19 protein-coding genes are annotated in these 19040 nt (G+C 41.1%); 5 read left to right on the top strand and 14 right to left on the bottom strand.

Annotation, left to right across the window (positions count from 1 at the left end):
• Window positions 1-59: 59 nt before the first annotated feature.
• Window positions 60-1601, bottom strand: coding sequence for an L-glutamate gamma-semialdehyde dehydrogenase (gene pruA, locus AC3ISE_RS03925; RefSeq protein WP_489223111.1), 1542 nt, complete (start codon window positions 1599-1601; stop codon window positions 60-62).
• 36 nt (window positions 1602-1637) lie between these two features.
• Window positions 1638-2555 (bottom strand): proline dehydrogenase family protein, encoded by a 918-nt coding sequence (locus tag AC3ISE_RS03920; protein ID WP_489223110.1) that lies wholly within the window; start codon window positions 2553-2555, stop codon window positions 1638-1640.
• 375 nt (window positions 2556-2930) lie between these two features.
• Here AC3ISE_RS03920 and AC3ISE_RS03915 point away from each other — a divergent pair, with 375 nt between their 5' ends.
• A complete protein-coding gene (locus AC3ISE_RS03915) occupies window positions 2931-4403 on the top strand; it encodes a SulP family inorganic anion transporter (protein WP_489223109.1) in 1473 nt (490 codons plus the stop codon).
• A 168-nt stretch (window positions 4404-4571) separates the two neighbouring features.
• Window positions 4572-5855: an MFS transporter gene (locus AC3ISE_RS03910; protein ID WP_489224260.1), complete on the top strand. Its 1284-nt coding sequence runs from the start codon at window positions 4572-4574 to the stop codon at window positions 5853-5855.
• Window positions 5856-6131: 276 nt separating this feature from the next.
• Here the strand turns inward: AC3ISE_RS03910 and AC3ISE_RS03905 are convergent, their stop codons facing one another.
• From AC3ISE_RS03905 to AC3ISE_RS03885, 5 genes are all read right to left on the bottom strand, one after another.
• Window positions 6132-7784 (bottom strand): ribonuclease J, encoded by a 1653-nt coding sequence (locus AC3ISE_RS03905; RefSeq protein ID WP_070877128.1) that lies wholly within the window; start codon window positions 7782-7784, stop codon window positions 6132-6134.
• A gap of 170 nt (window positions 7785-7954) precedes the next feature.
• Window positions 7955-8107: a lmo0937 family membrane protein gene (locus tag AC3ISE_RS03900; RefSeq protein ID WP_223440000.1), complete on the bottom strand. Its 153-nt coding sequence runs from the start codon at window positions 8105-8107 to the stop codon at window positions 7955-7957.
• 97 nt (window positions 8108-8204) lie between these two features.
• Window positions 8205-8426, bottom strand: coding sequence for a hypothetical protein (locus AC3ISE_RS03895; RefSeq protein WP_489223108.1), 222 nt, complete (start codon window positions 8424-8426; stop codon window positions 8205-8207).
• Between the two features lie 111 nt (window positions 8427-8537).
• On the bottom strand, window positions 8538-9932 hold the full coding sequence (locus tag AC3ISE_RS03890; RefSeq protein WP_489223107.1) for a sensor histidine kinase: 1395 nt from the start codon (window positions 9930-9932) through the stop codon (window positions 8538-8540).
• Window positions 9933-9935: 3 nt separating this feature from the next.
• Window positions 9936-10610, bottom strand: coding sequence for a response regulator transcription factor (locus AC3ISE_RS03885; protein WP_489223106.1), 675 nt, complete (start codon window positions 10608-10610; stop codon window positions 9936-9938).
• Between the two features lie 149 nt (window positions 10611-10759).
• On the opposite strand from AC3ISE_RS03885, the gene crcB (AC3ISE_RS03880) reads away from it, so the two are divergent.
• The 3 genes from crcB (AC3ISE_RS03880) (at window position 10760) to AC3ISE_RS03870 (ending at window position 12671) form a co-directional block, all read left to right on the top strand.
• On the top strand, window positions 10760-11158 hold the full coding sequence (crcB, locus tag AC3ISE_RS03880) for a fluoride efflux transporter CrcB (RefSeq protein WP_489223105.1): 399 nt from the start codon (window positions 10760-10762) through the stop codon (window positions 11156-11158).
• Window positions 11152-11514: a fluoride efflux transporter CrcB gene (gene crcB / locus AC3ISE_RS03875; protein ID WP_489224259.1), complete on the top strand. Its 363-nt coding sequence runs from the start codon at window positions 11152-11154 to the stop codon at window positions 11512-11514. The genes crcB (AC3ISE_RS03880) and crcB (AC3ISE_RS03875) overlap by 7 nt, the downstream gene beginning before the upstream one ends.
• Window positions 11515-11582: 68 nt before the next feature.
• Complete coding sequence (locus tag AC3ISE_RS03870) at window positions 11583-12671, top strand: M42 family metallopeptidase (RefSeq protein ID WP_489223104.1); 1089 nt, start codon at window positions 11583-11585, stop codon at window positions 12669-12671.
• Window positions 12672-13220: 549 nt separating this feature from the next.
• Here the strand turns inward: AC3ISE_RS03870 and AC3ISE_RS03865 are convergent.
• The 7 genes from AC3ISE_RS03865 to AC3ISE_RS03835 all read right to left on the bottom strand — a co-directional run bounded on the left by AC3ISE_RS03865 (window position 13221) and on the right by AC3ISE_RS03835 (window position 19020).
• Window positions 13221-13709 (bottom strand): GNAT family N-acetyltransferase, encoded by a 489-nt coding sequence (locus AC3ISE_RS03865; protein ID WP_489223103.1) that lies wholly within the window; start codon window positions 13707-13709, stop codon window positions 13221-13223.
• A 143-nt stretch (window positions 13710-13852) separates the two neighbouring features.
• Entirely contained in the window at window positions 13853-14272 is a 420-nt protein-coding gene (gene arsC, locus AC3ISE_RS03860) for an arsenate reductase (thioredoxin) (protein WP_070877141.1), read from the bottom strand.
• Window positions 14273-14308: 36 nt separating this feature from the next.
• Window positions 14309-15604, bottom strand: a complete 1296-nt coding sequence (locus AC3ISE_RS03855) for an arsenic transporter (RefSeq protein ID WP_489223102.1) — start codon at window positions 15602-15604, stop codon at window positions 14309-14311.
• A gap of 15 nt (window positions 15605-15619) precedes the next feature.
• On the bottom strand, window positions 15620-15967 hold the full coding sequence (locus tag AC3ISE_RS03850; protein ID WP_489223101.1) for an ArsR/SmtB family transcription factor: 348 nt from the start codon (window positions 15965-15967) through the stop codon (window positions 15620-15622).
• Window positions 15968-16108: 141 nt separating this feature from the next.
• On the bottom strand, window positions 16109-17368 hold the full coding sequence (locus tag AC3ISE_RS03845) for an MFS transporter (protein ID WP_489223100.1): 1260 nt from the start codon (window positions 17366-17368) through the stop codon (window positions 16109-16111).
• Window positions 17369-17394: 26 nt separating this feature from the next.
• Window positions 17395-17592 carry a hypothetical protein gene (locus AC3ISE_RS03840; RefSeq protein ID WP_489223099.1) on the bottom strand — a complete coding sequence of 66 codons (198 nt, stop codon included), beginning with the start codon at window positions 17590-17592 and terminating at the stop codon, window positions 17395-17397.
• Window positions 17593-17661: 69 nt separating this feature from the next.
• On the bottom strand, window positions 17662-19020 hold the full coding sequence (locus tag AC3ISE_RS03835) for an NAD(P)-binding domain-containing protein (RefSeq protein WP_489223098.1): 1359 nt from the start codon (window positions 19018-19020) through the stop codon (window positions 17662-17664).
• Window positions 19021-19040: the final 20 nt, after the last annotated feature.

Genomic DNA, 19040 nt, shown 5'->3' with positions numbered 1-19040 from the left:
ACCTGTTATGTTACTTCCCCCATCTATTAACCCCAAACTGTTATCTATGAATCTGCAGATTAAAATGTTTCAGATGTTGTTTTAGCCTGCATGTGAAGCTGAAGGTAATCAGGTCCGCCTGCTTTAGAATCCGTTCCTGACATGTTGAAGCCTCCGAATGGCTGGTAGCCTACAATTGCCCCAGTGCATCCGCGGTTAAAGTAAAGATTTCCTACATGGAAGTCTTCACGTGCTTTTTCCATGTTAGCGCGGTTCGTCGTAATGACTGCACCTGTTAAACCATACTCTGTGTTGTTCGCAATTTCAAGCGCTTCATCAAAGTCTTTCGCTTTTGCAAAAGCAACAACAGGTCCAAAAATTTCTTCCTGCATTAAGCGTGCTTTTGGGTCAACATCTGCAACGATGGTTGGCTGAACGAAGTAGCCTTTTGAGCTGTCTCCTTCTCCGCCTGTAAGAATGCGTCCTTCTTCTTTTCCGATTTCTGCATAGCTCATGATTTTATCAAATGCAGCCTGATCAATAACCGGTCCCATGAAATGGTTTTCTGTCGGGTTGCCGACTGTCAATTGTTTTGTTAATTCTACAGCGCGGTTTAATACCTGATCGTACACATCTTCTACGATTACCGCACGAGAACATGCAGAGCATTTTTGTCCTGAGAAGCCGAATGCTGATTTCACAATCGATTGAGCAGCAAGCTCAAGGTCAGCCTCTTTATCTACTACGATCGTATCTTTTCCGCCCATTTCAGCGATAACGCGCTTCAGCCAGATTTGGCCGTCATTCAGCTGTGAAGCACGGTTGAAGATGCGAAGACCTACATCGCGTGAACCTGTGAAAGAGATAAAGCGGGTTTTCGGATGGTCAACAAGGTAGTCTCCCACTTCTGCACCGCTTCCTGGAACAAAGTTCAGAACGCCTGAAGGAAGTCCGGCTTCCATCATAACTTCTACAAATTTAGCAGCTACAATAGGTGTAGTTGAAGCTGGTTTTAATAGAATCGTGTTTCCAGTTACGATTGCAGCTACCGCTGTGCCTGCCATGATCGCAAACGGGAAATTCCAAGGTGAAATGATGATGCCTACACCTAGTGGAATGTAGTCATAGCGGTTGTATTCTCCCGGACGGCTTTCAACAGGAACTCCATCTTTAAGCTTCAGCATTTGACGGGCATAAAACTCAAGGAAGTCAATAGCTTCAGCTGTATCAGCATCAGCTTCGTTCCATGGCTTTCCTGCTTCTTTTGTTAAAAGGGCTGAAAACTCATGCTTGCGGCGGCGGATGATGGCTGCTGCTTTGAAAAGAACATCTGCACGGATTTCAGGCTTTACTTTTTTCCAGCTTTCAAAAGCAGCAGAAGCTTCCTGCATCGCTTTTTCTGCATGGTCACGGCTTGCTTTTGACACGCGGCCGATTACTTCTTTTTTATCAGCAGGGTTATAAGACACGATTTTTTCATCTGTCGTTACTTTTTCTGCACCGATGTATAAAGGATAATCCTGTCCTAAATAGCCTTCCACTTTTTGAAGAGCTTCCTGGTAGGCTTTTTTGTTTTCCTCGTTTGTGAAATCAGTAAATGGTTCGTGTTTGTATGGAATCATTAGAAATCGCTCCTTAAGAATAATTTGGTTTAACCTTTAACTTTTCACCATGCCTTTAAAGGCAAAAGCAATATTGGATGGCCGCTCGGCAAGTCTTCTCATGAAGTAGCCGTACCAGTCAAGACCATATGGTACATAGACGCGCATTTTGTAGCCTTGTTTGACAAGCTCCAATTGCGTTTTGCTTCTCATCCCGTATAGCATTTGGAATTCAAACATAGAGTTTGGAATGTTATGCTTTTTGGCGAGCATTTTTGTGTACTCGATGATCTGGTCATCATGAGAGGCGATAGCTGTATAGTTGCCGTTAAGCAGACTTTGCTCAATCAGCTTTTTATAGTTTTCATCCACATCTGCCTTTTCAGGAAAGGCCACTTCTGGTGACTCTTTGTATGCTCCCTTTACGAGACGCAGAAACGGCTTATACTTCGCTAGATCGCTTAAATCCTTCTCTGTACGATATAAGTAAGCTTGTAAGACCGTGCTGATGCAGCTGTACTTTTCTTTGAACTGTTTGAAAATATCAAGAGTAGCCTGACAGCGCACTTCATCTTCCATGTCGATCGTCACCATGACATTGTGTTTTTCCGCTGTATCAAGGATTTTTGTCATATTTTCGATGACCAGCTTGTGATCAATATCAAGACCGAGGGATGTCATCTTTAATGATACTTGTGAATCAAGCTTCTCCCTGCTGATCATTTCGATTGTTTCGATGCATTCTGCCGTTCTTTCTCTTGTGACTTCCTCTGAATCTACGAATTCTCCAAGATGATCGACTGTTACCAGCAGGCCGCTTTCATTCAGCTGTTTAATGAATTTGATGGAACTTTGAAAATCTGTTCCGCCGATAATTTTCCCTGCCGCAAAACTGCCGCCGCGCTTCTTTGCAATATTATTAAGTAAGTTATTTTTGGATAAGAATAAGAAAAAGTCTCTTGTAATCGCTTCCATCGTTAACGTACACCTCCTGTAGAAGTTGTAATCACAAGATAATCTTACTTTTTTTCGACAATTTTCACAACGTTCTAAAAATACAAGAATTAAGCGCTTTATTTGTTGTTTTTGGACAAAAGACAAAAAATTTATGAAAAAAGGAAGAATAATAGATTAAGTTTACATTTTTTACATAAAAATATCGCTGTATATGCAACTGAGAATCTAAATGGACGAAAAGAAAGGATATAAAGAGTAATTTGCAAATGTACCCGCTTACTTCAGACTATTGCTTTTTCATAAAGGATGATATAATTTCCGGGTTATCAACGGCCACGGCTTTCATGAGAGTTGAAAGTCACAACAAAATAAGATAAAAGAGGTGTTTTTTGATTGAACGTACAGACAATTAAACAAGAGTGGTTCGGCAATATCCGGGGAGACATTTTGGCGGGTATCGTCGTTGCTTTGGCTCTTATTCCAGAAGCAATAGCCTTCTCCATTATTGCAGGAGTTGACCCGATGGTCGGATTATACGCATCCTTCTGTATTGCGGTGGTGATTTCATTTGTAGGCGGCAGACCTGGAATGATTTCGGCAGCTACAGGAGCCATGGCATTGCTGATGGTGACGCTTGTTGCTGATCACGGCCTGCAATATTTATTGGCGGCAACCGTGCTGACAGGTGTGATTCAATTTGGTATGGGTGTATTAAAGCTCGGAAAAGTAATGAAATTCATTCCAAGATCGGTTATGGTTGGATTTGTAAATTCATTGGCTATTCTGATCTTTACGGCTCAGCTTCCGCATTTCGCCGGTGAGACGTGGATCATGTACGTTATGGTAGCAGGTGCTCTAGCTATTATTTATATCCTGCCTAGATTCACTACAGCCGTTCCTTCTCCGCTGGTGGCAATCATTGTGATTTCCATTATTTCAGTTATGACTGGAGCAGGTGTAAGAACAGTTGGAGATATGGGCGAATTAACACAGGCACTGCCTTTCTTCTTGATTCCTGATATTCCATTAAACTTTGAAACTCTTCAGATCATTTTGCCTTACTCATTCGCTTTAGCCATTGTCGGATTATTGGAAACCCTGCTGACAGCGCAAATCGTGGATGACATGACAGATACGGAAAGCGATAAGAATAAAGAAGCAAAAGGCCAGGGTATTGCCAATATTATCAATGGATTTTTTGGCGGTATGGCAGGCTGTGCGATGATCGGGCAATCTGTTATTAATGTTAAATCCGGCGGAAGAGGAAGATTATCGACTTTCGTTGCCGGTGTATTCTTAATGGTGCTGATCCTATTGTTAAACGACCTTCTGATTCAAATTCCAATGGCAGCTCTTGTGGGTGTGATGATTATGGTATCCATCGGAACATTTGACTGGTCTTCTTTAACAAAGCTGCATATTATGCCAAAAACAGACGCAGCGGTCATGATTGTGACAGTTGTGACAGTTGTTGCTACACATGATTTATCAAAAGGTGTGCTTGCAGGAGTTCTATTAAGTGCGCTGTTCTTTGCAGCAAAAATTTCTAAAGTTCATGTAGAAACATTTGTTAGCGGGAACAAATTAATGAAAACCTATAAAGTCAGCGGTCAGGTCTTCTTTGCTTCAGTTGAAGATTTGCTTTCAACATTCAACTTCAAAGAAGAGATTGATACCATCACGGTTGACTTAACCAATGCTCATCTTTGGGACGATTCTGCTATAGGAGCAATTGATAAGATTATCCTTAAGTACAGACAAAATGGGACTGAAGTCAGAATAACGGGGCTGAACAAAGACAGTACCACTCTTTTAAATAAATTGGCCGTATATGATAAACCGAATACTAAAGCAGCAAACCATTAATTCCTAAGAGACGTACATTCGTGCGTCTCTTTTTTTGTTTTCTGCGGTGGCGTGAATCAAAAAGAATGATGAATGAAAAAAGAGGAAACCTTAAACAGGAATTCCTTTTCTTACTTTCTTCCCAATCAGCTAAAGAGGCAGGTGTCTGTTTTGACCAGTTCCGAAAAAATAATCCGTCCTCTCGGCAAAAACACGAGATGGGCCATTTCCTCCCTGCTTAGCAGTCTAATTATTTTAAATTACTTTGACCGAGTTGCAGTAGCTGCAGCAGCACCTGAACTGCAGCAGGCTTTTTCACTCAGTGCATTTGAAATGGGGCTTGTTTTTACCATTTATAATTACGCTTATACCCTTATGCAGCTTCCTATTGGAGGGATGCTCGACAAATGGGGAGTTGGTTGGGTAACGAGAATCGGCATGATCGTTTGGACTCTTTTAACCATCAGTATAGTGTTTGTTCAAGGAACCCTTCTCTTATATATTCTGCGTTTTTTTACCGGCATTACGAGCGCATCCGCTTTTCCTGCAGCAGCAAAAGCTACAGCCAGCTGGTTCCCCTTTCATGAACGGGGATTCGCAAACGCTCTTTTTGATTCCTCAGCAAAACTGTCCAATGTAATTGGAGGACCGCTGGTAGCCATTTTAATTACTCTTTATGATTGGAGAATTGCCTTTTTAACAATTGGAATCATAAATGTTATTTTTACGATTATCTTCTGGAAATATTATGATGAACCCCGTTCTCATAAGAGCATTTCAAAGGAAGAAATCAATTACATTCAAAAGTATGGGGATCTTTCCGATATGCCTTCCTACAAAGTACTTCGCGTTTTAAAGACCTTTTTTAAAAATCGAAAAGTATGGGGGCTCATGATCGGCTTCACAGGATATGGCTACACCTTTAATTTGCTTCTGCTCTGGCTTCCGACTTTTTTTAGGGATCAGTTTAAACTTGATTTGCTTTCCTCCTCCCTGTATACGGCCATTCCCTGGCTGATTGCTGCTATTTCAGGTATTATCGCAGGAGGCTGGCTGGTTGATTTTCTGATTGGAAAAGGTCATGCCCCAAACAAAGTTTATAAAGGAATCATCGTCATCGGAATGACAGTCGGCCTGACATTTCTGGGTTCTATTTTCACGGAAAATCCAATCATGTCCATGCTTTTTATTTCTATAGGCCTCGCTGGTATTTCCGCTACTGCCCCGGTCGGATGGACGATTGCAGCAAAGCTCTCACCGCCTGGGACAACTGCTGTTCTCAGTTCAATGGTTAACTTTTCGAATAATTTATTTGGGGGAATCATTGCCACTTTCCTGACAGGATACATCGTTGATAAGACAGGATCATTCAACATGGCATTTGTTCTTGCTGCTGCTGTTTTAGTTATTGGATTATTCTTTTATACAGCCGTTTTAGGCAAGATTGAACAAATTCCGATTGAGAAGACATAAAAACGTAAAGATCAATTCCTGAATGAAAGCCGAACATTGAATAGTGCGAAAACCTTTAAAAGAAAGGGGTATTTTCGCATAGATTGTTGTTTTTCATGATAAATAATGTCCGTTCCTTTCCGCTCCACTTATGGTTTCTATCATTTAGCCTGCAGCAACAATATTTATGAAAAGAGCAAAAGAAAAAAATCCGAACTAAAACGAAATTCAAGTTGGAATTTCACATAATAGTTCGGATTATTCTTTGGCTGAAACCTATTGTCCCAGCCTTGTGTGTTACTTTTCTTTTTTCACATCAATCACCTTAACAACGACGATAGGCGATCTTTTAAGTCTTTTATAAATAAAGTCGGATATCACTGAATTTAAATGTTTCTCGATATCCCCTTCAACTTTATCTTCCCTGATGACAGCAGCAGCAAGTGCTTCTATTTCCACAATGAAGTCATTGGACTCTCTTAAGTAAACAAAGCCTCTTGAAATGATCTGCGGTTTGCGGATGATTTCTTCTCCGTTTTTAAAAATCAGAATCGAAATGATTCCGCTGTCTGCAAGCTGCTTCCGCTCGCCAAGCAAGGATGTTCCTACATCACCGATTCCATTTCCATCAACATAGACAGAACGGGCAGGCACTTTCCCCGCCTGATACGCCTTGTCACTGGAAACATTCAATACATGCCCATTATCTAAAATGAAAATATCTTCTTCTGGAATAAAGCATTCCATTGCAAGAGTCTGATGCATTTTCTGCATGCGGTATTCGCCGTGAATCGGCACCAGGAATTTTGGATTCAGCAGCTTCAGCATAAGCTTCAGCTCTTCTTGACCGCCATGCCCTGACGTATGAATGTCATAGAGCTTATTGTCAATTACATCTGCTCCGGCTTTCATCAGTTTGTTGATAATTCTGTTTACACTAAGAACATTTCCCGGTATTGGGGAAGAAGAAAAAATAATGGTATCGCCTTCCTCAATATGGATGTGGCGGTGTTTTCCTTCAGCAATTCTTGAGAGAGCAGCAAAAGGTTCCCCCTGGCTGCCTGTACACAGGATAGTCAGTTCGTTGTTTTTATAGGAACTGATTTCATCCGGATCTATAAACGTACCGCTTGGCGCTTCAATGTAGCCGAGCTCAAGGCCGATAGATATCGCTCTTTCCATGCTTCTTCCCGTGTAGGCCACCTTCCTGCCGCAGGCTACAGATGCTTTAATGACCTGCTGAAGGCGGAATACATTTGATGCAAATAAAGCCACAATAATACGCCCGGACTGTCTTCTGACCAAATCTAAAATGTTTTGCCCGATCTTTTTTTCTGATACTGAAAAGCCGGGTACTTCACTGTTTGTGCTGTCTGACAGCAAGCAGAGCACACCTTCTTGTCCAACCCTTGCAACCCTCGATAAGTCCTGCTCCGGTCCTGTAGGTGTCAGATCAAATTTAAAATCTCCTGTGTGAACAATGTTTCCTATTGGCGAATGGATGACCACTCCAAATGAATCCGGAATACTGTGAGTTGTCCGGAAGAACGTGACATCCAGGTTTTCCAGATTAATCGTGCTTTCTTCAGTAATTTCATGCAGAACTGCATCTCTGAGCAGGTTGTGCTCCTCAAGCTTGCTTCTGATAAAGCCCATAGCAAGTCTTCCTGCAAATACAGGAACATTCAGCTTTTTCAACAAGAAAGGCACACCGCCAATATGATCCTCGTGTCCATGTGTGATAAAAAGCCCTTTTACTTTATGGGCATTTTTCACCAAGTATGTATAATCAGGGATGATGTAATCAACGCCTCTTAACTCTTCGTCAGGGAATTTAACTCCTGAATCGACAATCACAATCTCATCTTCATATTCAACGAGGTACATATTTTTCCCGATTTCACCCATTCCGCCAAGCGGAATAATCTTTACATTTTTCTCTATTGTCATGTTTAGTCTCCTAGCACTGTTGATCACTTTCAATTTCCGAGTCTTTATTTTTACAGCTATTATTTCATTGTATCATACCTTATGTCTCGGGATAGTCATTTATAAAATGGTATAAAAAAAGACTGAGGCAAAAGCACACATTGTGCCTTTATCTCAGTCTTCATCTCTGCTTAAACCCTTGTTTTACGTCTTTTAACAAAAAAGTTATAAAGGAATACAATCACTGCCAAAACAAGAAGAACGTGAATAATTCCGCCTACTACATTAAATACAAGACCAAGCACCCAGAATAAAAGTAAAAGTCCAATAATCGTCCATAACATCGCATTTTCCTTCTTTCTCTCTTTATTTATTTCATTAAAGATTATCTTCCCTCCATTTTTTAAAATTAAACTTTTGCATAGACGATTCATTTGTCTCTTAATGATGTTTTCCTGAAATTTCAGCTGATTTTTCTTTTTCAACAGCTTCCTCAGCAGCTTTTAACTCGTCTTCAGTTACATTTCCTACGGCAAATTGCTGCTTTGGCATGACATGCATATCCCGGGCGGTGACATGTGTTTGGATAAAATACACGCCGTCAGCTTTGAAGCTGCTCCGGGCTTTGTAGATTCCATTTTTATCATGTGGGGCTTCAATCAAGACAGCCTTTTCTTTTTCAATTCATACCAAACGGTTGAGACGGTGGACGATTTTGAGGAATCTTACAAAAACCAAAAACCGCCCAAAAAATTTCGGACGGTTTTAGCAGGATTATAATAAACCTGGCAGGATAAAAGTAACAGTTGTCCCATTGGAAGAATCGCTGGTGATTGAGAATTCTCCCCCATGCAGCCTGACAATTTCTTTTACAATTGAGATGCCAAGACCCGTCCCGCCTGTCATTCGGCTCCGCGCTTTATCCGAGCGGAAAAAACGTTCTCCTATATGGGCGAGATCTTCTTCTGATATTTCATTTCCCTTATTGTTAAGACAAAAAAATAACTGTTTGTTTTTTTCAATGAGAGTTATTTTTATCTTACTTTCTTTATCAGCATACTTGATTGCATTATCCAAGAGGTTGTAGAAGACTTGCTGCAGCCGTTTAGGATCTCCTGTAAGAGCAAGATCTTCTTGAATATCCAGTTCTGTTTTTAGCTTACTTTCATTGATTCTGATATCGAATAATGCAAGCGTATCTAAAAACAGCTGAACAATGGCGATGGGTTCAACGTTCAGTGTATACATATTTTCCTGAAGGTGATCAAGGTCGATTAAATCAGTGATCAGCTTATTCAAGCGATTCGTTTCTCTGTCAATCGTCATCAAATAGTGATCCGCTTCTTCAGGCGATGCATACATTTGGTGTTTAAGAGCCTGACTGTACCCGCCAATATAAGTAAGCGGCGTTCTCAGCTCATGCACAACATTTGCAAGAAACTCTTTTTTCCTCGCTTCCTGCTCCTCAAGCGACTGGCTCATGGAATTGAATGCATGAGCAAGCTGTCCAATTTCGTCATGATTGTTATGAAGCAGACGATTCGAGTAATTACCTTTTGAGACCTCTTTTGAAAATTCCTGAAAATCATTCAGAGGCTTAAAAAGCGATCGCCGAATCTGATTGACGGCTAAAAAGAGAATCATAAAAAATATAGATCCGACAAGCAGAAGAATAGGAAGGCTTCCTTCGAATACTTCTTGAAGATCTGCTAATGGCACATAGATATAGATGAAGCCTATAAGCCCTTTATCTCCCATAATCGGGAAAACGGCGCCGATGATTTCACGGTTAAACTCTTTTACATAGCCATCCTTCACGATGTAATCCCCATTTTCAAGGATTTCGCGGTCTTCACTTGTAATCAGAGCTTCATAGTTCACTTCATATGGAAAATACGAACTTAAATCTTCGATATCATCCAGTACAATCACTTCATACTCAGACACGACATTGTACCAGTGAATTTTCTCAATGATTTCATCGCTTAGAGAGCCGTAGTGATAATGCGCAGCTGTTCTCTCGCCCTGATAAATGACAGACTCTTTGATGCTGTTAAAATAAAGTTCTTTGTATAAAAAATGCAGAAAAAAGAAAGAAAATAAAATGCTGAAGACAATGCAAATGCCAATCAGCATCAGTACTTTCTGGCTTAAGTTCAGACGTTTCAATAGTTACACCTCAAATTTATACCCGACACCCCATGCTGTTTGAATGAGATATGCATAATCCTTCAATTTCAATCTAAGTGTTTTAATATGAGTATCTACCGTTCGGCCGGTGCCAATGTAATTTAATCCCCAAACCGATTCAAGAAGCTGTTCTCTCGTAAAAACCGTCCCTTTATTTCTTGCAAGCAGGGACAGAATCTCAAATTCTTTTAATGTTAAGGATAAAGGCTGATTTTTTATCATCGCTTTATAGCCAGATGCATCAAGAACAAGCGGACCAACAGTTATCCGATTACTTAAAATGCTGCTCTGCCTCGCTCTTCTTAAAACAGATTCAATCCTTGCAAGCAGCTCTCCCTGGTGAAATGGCTTTACAATGTAATCATCCCCGCCAAGTTTGAGACCCTGGATTTTATCCCATTCCTCCCCTTTCGCAGATAAAAAAATAAGGGGGATGTGATGGTTTTTTTTCAATTCTTCTGCAAATGTAAAGCCGTCCATATAAGGCATCATAACGTCCGCAACTATTAAATCAGGCGCATCAATATTTATCCGTTCAAGAGCGTCCATGCCATTAGAAGCTTCAATGACTGAATAGCCCTCACTAATTAAAAATGTCTTTATCAGTGCTCTCATTGCTTCTTCATCATCAATGATCATAATAGATATTGTGTTCACTAATTAAACCCCGCTTTAAAGTTCTATATTAAAGTATAATCTTTATTTTATAATAATGATGTGAAGTTTTTATGAATCGGATATCTTAAAGACAAAATCTTTTTAATAATGAGGTTCGGTTTTTCTTCTAATATAGGAGGTTATACAAGATGAATTATGTATTGATCGGAGCCGGAGGAATCATTGGCAGTTTGCTCAGATATTCTTTAGGTGTGCTCACCCACCCTTGGCTCAGCAATGGTTTTCCTCTAGGAACCCTTCTTGCGAACCTGATCGGCTGCTTTATACTCGGGTGGTTTACAACTGGCATTTTGAGACTGAAGCTCTTTCATCCTCATATTTTAGCCGGGCTTGGAACAGGTCTTGTCGGGTCATTCACAACCTTTTCCACGTTCAGCGTTGAAACAGTACTGCTGCTTCAGAGCGGTTCAATTTTCATGGCGTTTATCTATGTGATCCTCAGTCTTGCTGGAGGACTTTTCATGTCATGGTATGGGTACTTCCTGGGGCTACGCATGTTTAAGGAAAGAAGCGAGGCTGCATCATGAACTTATTATTAATTGCTGCTGGCGGGTGTTTAGGGGCCATTGCCCGTTTTATCATCAGCTCACGGTTGAACAACAAAAGTCAGACTGGATTTCCAATCGGCACACTAGCGGTCAATTTAGCCGGCTCTTTTCTGCTCGGGTGGATGACCGGAAAAGGGCTGCCGGAAAGCTTTTATTTCCTATTCGGCATTGGCTTTATGGGAGCTTTCACAACGTTTTCCACCTTTAAGCTTGAGAATATCCAGCTTAGAGAAAAGAAAAATCATCCTGTTCTAATCAAATATCTCCTCTTTTCGTATGCCGGCGGGATTCTGCTCGCATTTATTGGATTAATGATTGGAATGGGCAAATCGTGATTGCCGCATAAAAATAAACAGCGTAAAATCTTCACATCCAAGACATCCTACTAATGGAGGGATGTATAGTGGAAAAAGACTTACAGCTGTTGAAACAATTAACCGAAACTGCAGGTCCATCAGGTTTTGAAGCACGGATTCATAAAGTTCTTGAAGAAAACATAAGTCAAATAACGCCAGAGATTTTAAAAGATCATCTTGGAAGCATCGTTGGAATTACGGGAAAAAAAGGCCCGAAAATCTTAATCGCCGGTCACATGGATGAAGTCGGCCTTATGGTAAAAGCCATCACGAATGACGGCTTCCTGAAATTCCAGACATTAGGCGGCTGGTGGGGGCATGTCATGCTTGCCCAGCGCGTAAAAGTCCTCACGAAAAATGGAGATTTGACTGGTGTCATAGGTTCAAAGGCACCTCATGTTCTGTCCATAGAAGAACGAAAAAATGTGCTGAAGCCTGAAAATATGTTTATTGATATTGGAGCTTCCAGCAAAGAAGAAGCAGAGAGTTTTGGAGTTCAGGTCGGAGATCCGATCGCGACCGTTTGTCCATTCGAAGTACTTCCAAATCCTAAGTTTCTGCTTGCCCGGAATTGGGATAACCGCGCAGGCTGCTATGTAGCCCTGAAAACATTAGAGAAAGTTGCTGCAGATAAAAAATCTTCTAATGTCTTATATGCAGGCGCCACAGTTCAAGAAGAAGTGGGTCTAAGAGGCGCCCAGACGTTAGTCAACAAAGTCAATCCGGATATATCGTTTGCCCTTGATGTTGGTGTAGCTGGAGATACACCAGGAATGAAAGAAAAAGAAGGACACACAGAACTCGGGAAAGGTCCTTTGCTCGGTTTTTTCGATGCAAGCATGATCCCGCATCCAAAACTCCGTGATTTTGTCGTCGGTGTGGCAAAAGAACTTTCAATCCCTTACCAAGTTGACATCATGCCTGGCGGAGGCACAGACGGAGGGAAATTCCATCTTGGTTATCAGGGTGTGCCTACTTTAGTTGTTAGCGTCCCGGCAAGATATATTCACAGCCACGTTTCCATCGTGCATAAGGACGATCTGGACCATTCAGTTGAGCTGCTCTACCAAGTCATCAAGCGCCTTGATGAAAAAACGCTCAAGCTAATTACAGAAATGAATGGAAATATCCATTAAAATTTATAATGGTTGTTTTCTCATTGCGTGCTGCAAAATCGGTTTGGCACACAAACTTCAGCTTCGGGAGGTCATTTCGTGCTCCAAAATCCGGTTTGGCGCACGAACTTCGGCTTTGGGAGGTCATTTTGTGCTGCAAAATCCGGTTTGGCGCACGAACTTCGGCTTCGGCGGGTCATTTCGTGCTGCAAAATCCGGTTTAACACACGAACTTCGGCTTCGGGAGATCATTTCGTGCTGCAAAATCCGGTTTGGCACACGAACTTCGGCTTCTTGAGGTCATTTTGTGCTGCAAAATCCGGTTTAGCGCACAAACTTCAGCTTCGGGAGGTCATTTTGTGCCACAAAATCCGGTTTGGCACACGAACTTCGGCTTCTTGGGGTCATTTCGTGCTGCAAAATCCGGTTTGGCGCACGAACTTCGGCTTCTTGAGGTCATTTTGTGCTGCAAAATCCGGTTTGGCGCACGAACTTTGGTTTCGGGGGACAATTTCGTGTTACACAAAATTTCCACCTGAAAAAGTCTATAAACTATTTTTCATTGAATCATTAAATCCTCCCACTTCGTCTTTCCAAAAGGGCCACGTCTCTCCATACACCATTCATTTTGCCGATTCGTTCTCTTATCCCAACTTCTCTAAAACCGGCTTTCTTATGTAAGTTTAAACTTGAAATGTTTTCAGGGAAAATTCCAGCCTGAAGCGTCCAAAATCCTTCTTTTTCGCTCAATTCTATAATGGAGCGCAGCAGGGCAGTTCCAATTCCCCCACCCTTAAATGATTTGCCGATATAGATGCTGACATCTGCTACCCCTGCGTAAACGCATCTTCCTGAGACAGGACTCAGAGCGGCCCAGCCAAGAATTTCATTTCCTTCTTTAGCGACAAGCCGGCATGTTTTAGAATGACTTTCATTCCAGCTCTCAAAAGAAGGGGCATCCGTTTCAAACGTAGCATTTCCAGTTGCAATGCCTTCTAGATAAATCTGTCTGACTTGATCCCAGTCGCTGGCTGTCATTTCTTTTATTTGAAAATCCATATCAGACATCCTCCATCCATGAAGTCCCTTTTCATTCATTATAAAATTCAACGTTTTTATTCGAAAGAAAAAAGCCTCATTTGTGAGACTTTAAGTTGACAGAAGAAAAGCCTAGAGAAAATCTCACGGCTTTTCTGTTTTTATTATTCGCCAGTCTTGGCAAAACGCTCGATTCTTTCACCAATCTCATCACGCACACGTTGGAAGAACGCCCATTTTTCTTCTTCTGTTCCTTCCGCTTTCGCAGGGTCATCAAATCCCCAATGCACGCGTTTGATATGCGGAGGTGTAACAGGACAATTGTCAGCTGCATGCCCGCATAATGTAACAATTAGGTCTGCATTGTTTAAGATTTCCTGATCAATCACATCTGAAGTTTGGTTTGAAATATCAATTCCTGTTTCTTTCATTGCCTTAACAGCGTTTGGATTTAAACCATGCGCCTCAAGTCCTGCACTTTTTACATCCCACTCTTCGCCAAGATGTTTTTTCGCCCAGCCTTCAGCCATTTGGCTTCTGCAAGAGTTTCCAGTACATAAGAAGTAGATTGTTTTTTTAGACATAGGTGTAGTCTCCTTTTAAGTTGAGTTTGATGTTTTTTAGATAATGAGCAGCCATAGATAAAGTCCAACTAGTGTGATAAACAAGGTTGGAATCGTTAAAATGATACCTGTTTTAAAATAAGTGCCCCAGGATATTTTGACGCCTTTTAAGCTCAAAACATGGAGCCATAAAAGCGTGGCAAGAGAACCAATTGGTGTAATTTTAGGTCCTAAGTCAGAACCAATTACATTTGCATAAATCAATGCTTCCCTAAGCGTGCCCGTTGTATCTGTATCGGCAATGGCTAAGGCATCAATCATGACTGTCGGCATGTTGTTCATGACCGAAGACAAGATGGCTGCAATGAAGCCCATTGAAATCGTTCCGATAAATAATCCCTGATCAGCTGCCATTTGAATCACATCAGCTAAAACAGCCGTTAATCCGGCATTTCTGAGACCATAAACGACGACATACATCCCGATCGAGAAGAATACAATCGCCCATGGAGCTCCTTTTAACACCTTTTTAGTATGAACAGCCGGGCTTCTTCTCGCCATAGCCAAGAAGAAAATGGCGACGACACCAGCAACAAAGGATACTGGGATATGCAAGAACTCACTGATAAAGTATCCAATGAGGAGAACCCCGAGTACGATCCATGACAGGCGGAACATCTTCTCATCCTTAATGGCTTCTTTAGGTGCTTTTAAATCTTTAAGATCATACTTCCCTGGTATGCTTTTACGGAAGAACAAGTATAAAACGAGAATACTTGCACCCAATGCAAAGAAGTTAGGAACAATCATCCGAGAAGCATATTCGATAAATCCAATGTTAAAGTAATCAGCAGAAACAATATTCACCAAATTGCTGACTACTAACGGCAATGAAGTAGTGTCGGCTATGAACCCGCTCGCCATGATAAATGGAAAAACCATTTTCTCTTCAAAATTCAGGTTGCGCACCATTGCAAGCACAATGGGTGTTAAGATAAGAGCTGCACCGTCATTCGCAAAGAACGCAGCGACCAATGCTCCTAAAATCGAGACATAAACAAACATTCGTACACCGTTTCCTCTTGCCGCTCTCGCCATATGCAGAGCAGACCATTCGAAGAAACCAATCTCATCTAAAATCAGAGAAATAATAATAATGGCAATAAATGCAAGGGTTGCATTCCAAACAATTGAAGTTACATCAATAACGTCACCAAAATCAACTACTCCAACTAATAAAGCAACTATAGCTCCACCGCATGCTGACCAGCCGATGGAAAGGTTTTTAGGCTGCCATATTACTAAGATGAGAGTTAAAAGAAAAATCAATGAAGCTAAAATGACTGAAGTCAATCTTTCTTCCCCTCTCTATTCACAGGTAATCCGTAATCCTTGTGCTTCTAATTCTGTTAATAAGTTATCTTGTGCAGGTAAATACTCTAATAGTCCTTTTATGAATGGATAATATTCACTTTCTTTATTCATTGAATAAAAAATCCATTGGCCTTTGCGTTTTTCTTTTACCAATTCTGCATCACGAAGTTTCCGCAGATGCTGACTGATTGCAGGCTGGCTTGTTTTGAAAATCGCAGTAAACTCACAGACACAGCAATCATTTGTCTCAAGCATTTTCATCATCGTGAGACGAGTTTTATCACCAAGCAATTTAAGTATTTGAGAAACTTTCTGAATATCAAGCGTTGAAGTCAGTTCCAAATTGCCAACACCTCCATGTCGGAATCATTATATAATACTTCACTTATATAATAAAGTGCTTATATATAAAAACTTTGTAAATTTACTGTAAGCATCTTAGTTTTTTCGGACAAAAAAACCTGGATTTAAACTCCAAGTTTTTCATTTACTATGTAAGTTATTTTTTATTCGAATTGAACCAGATGTCTTTTCATTAAGAAAAAGGATAAACCATAGGAGTCCTAAAGCTATAAACACACAGGCTCCTCCCCAATACAAATAAATGAATCCGTTATTAAGCTCGATGAGCATGTAGCTGAGAAATGGCCCCAATGCCGCCCCAACATCTTGAACGACAGAGTACAGTGTAAGGAAAGAAACAACATTTACACTCTTTGCTGCATCGATTGCAATAGCGTCCGTAAGCGTAGAGATCGCTGTCGCTCCAACCATGACTGCAAGTGCAGAAAAAATCCACATTCCTAATGGCAGGGAACTTGAAATCATTCCAAATGACACAGCTGTAAAGATCAATGAAAAAATAAAGATAGGAACCCTCCCGCTGATTCCGTCCGACCAGATTCCAATTCTTCTTGCTAAAAAAGGCTCCCACATCCACCTTGCCGACTGGATAAGTCCGGATAAAAAAGTAACGCCTATAATAAGTCCAAAGAGACTGATTTTCTGACCATAATGATGTTCAATGATGGAACTTAAGGTTGAGGTCAGGACTCCTTGAACTAACAAGGTGATAATAAAACCGCTGATAATGACAAGGAGTTTCCGCTTAAAAACAACTGTAAAAGGAATAGATTGTGAGTTTATTTTCTTTTCTGTCTGTGAATGTGAATCTGCGGCAAAGAAATAGATAATTAGAGGAAGGCCAAGCAATGTCAAAAAGCCAAATGCTAAAGAGACAAAACTAAGTCCCAGCCAAGGCACTAACAGGCCTCCAAGGAGCATTCCGAACAAACTCCCTAAACGGTAAATGCCATTATAGAATCCCATCGCCGCGCCGCGATGGTTTTCATCCGCATAAAATGCCACACTTGAAAGTCCGCCGATCCGAAAAAAAGACCATGCAATCCCCCATAAACCGCGAAGGATAACCCAAGCAATAAACCCTTTAAACAAACCATATCCCAGGGTGGTGAATGCTCCAATAATGATTGCACTAATCAGCCCGGTTTTTAATGAGATCTTTTTATAAATCCACCCTGCTATTGGACCAAAAGGCAGACGAATAAACCGATTGATGGAAAGAAGAATTCCAACCTGCCAAATAGAGTCAAGGCCTGCTTCTCTCCAGAAGATGGGCAAGGCAATATAGAGCATGGAATCTCCAAGTAAACTTAGGGCTGTAATGATGGCAACCATGGTAATCACTTTTTGATTATGGGGTTTGCTTTTTATTGCCTTCATGCAGCCTATCACCTCATTCAAAATTCCTATTCTTTTATTTCTTCATATGCCTCAAGGAACACTTTATAGCTTTGATTTCCTAAATAATCTTCTTTTGAACGAAAGAGGCGTTCAAATGTCAAATTGCGGGCCTGTTGGGCTGTACATTCAAATGCATTCATAAGCAATTTCATATAGGCAATGAAGTACTCTTTTCTTAAAGCGCCGGCGTGATTAATCACCATATCGTTCACTCCATGTTTCTCAGTTTATTTTCATAGCTGAAAGGGAGAACAGAATTCTCCATAATCTATTTAACAGCAAGAACTCGATTCGTCGCATGAGGATTTCGATTTAAGGTTCAAACTGCATACACCTGTCTCAGGGAGATCTAATTCCACTTTTTCAGCTGCCATCTGATCACCGCTTAGATGGGCGACTACAGATCTTACTTGCTCATATCCAGTTGCCATCAAGAATGTAGGAGCACGGCCATAACTCTTGGCACCGACAATATAAAAATTCTTTTCCGGCTGACGGAGTTCCTTCTCCCCATGGGGACGTACAGTTCCACAGCTGTGAAAATTAGGATCAATGAGAGGGGCTAAAGCTTCTGTACTCTCGGTTGAAGGATCGATTGATGTACGCAGTTCACTGACCATTGTAAAATCTGGACGGCTGCCTGTATTGACAATGACTTCATCTATTCCTGAAAGAGTACGAATTTCCCCATTTTGTGTACCAATCATATCTATACCGTTTTCAGACCTTTTAAGGTTCTGAATCAAAAATGGCGTTTCTACTTTTATCATCTTTTGATCAACTAGCTGATGGATACGGCTGCCGAGTTCACCTCTTGCTGCCAGCGCATCTTTTTCTTCCCCGCCATAGGCATCTTCAACCCTTTTCCTTCTCATCACCCATATGATTTCTGTATCAGGATGAGATTCTTTCAGTTTTGCAAGTTCCAATAAAGCATTAATGGCTGAATGGCCCCCGCCAACAACTGCTGCTCTTTTATTTGCATACCGCTCTTTTTCTATTCCAATAATTTCAGGAATACCGTAAAAAATGTGATGGCGAAGGGATTTTTCATCATTCAGCCATATACCATTTGAAGTTGATGGATTTGGGTTGCCCCATGTTCCTGTTGCATCCAATACCGCTCTTGCCTCAAACGTTTGAAGCTCGCCATTTTTTTCTGTGTAAATAATAAACGGGACCTTTTCACGATTTGCCGTTTTCATTTTATCGGCATCTTTTTTGCCGATGGATAAAACCTTTGTATTCGAATAAAAAAATGGCTGAATTTCAGGGAGGTTTGAGAGCGGCTGCAAATATTGTTCCACGAGATCCTTTCCGGTAGGCAGAGCATCTGGCTCTGGCTGAATCCAATCATGTCTTTCAAGTAATGCTAGAGCCGCTTTATCCATGTTAAATTGCCATGGTGAAAATAAGCGAACGTGTTCCCAGGTTAAAATATTTGTACCGGCCTGCTGACCTGCTTCCAATAAGATAAAGGATTCTCCCCTGCTGACTAAATGAGCGGCTGCCGCAAGGCCTACAGGACCGGCTCCAATAATGGCGACTGGGAGTTTAGAGAGTGAATTTCCCTCAAGTTTTTCCGGAGTACAGCACTCGTTTACTTTCAGTGAAAACGTTAAACTTTTCATTAAAAATCCTCCTCAATAAT

It is taken from the genome of Metabacillus sp. KH_069 (genome assembly GCF_057838075.1).
Note: the sequence above shows the minus strand (reverse complement) of the source record. Positions and strands in the feature narration are given on the sequence as shown.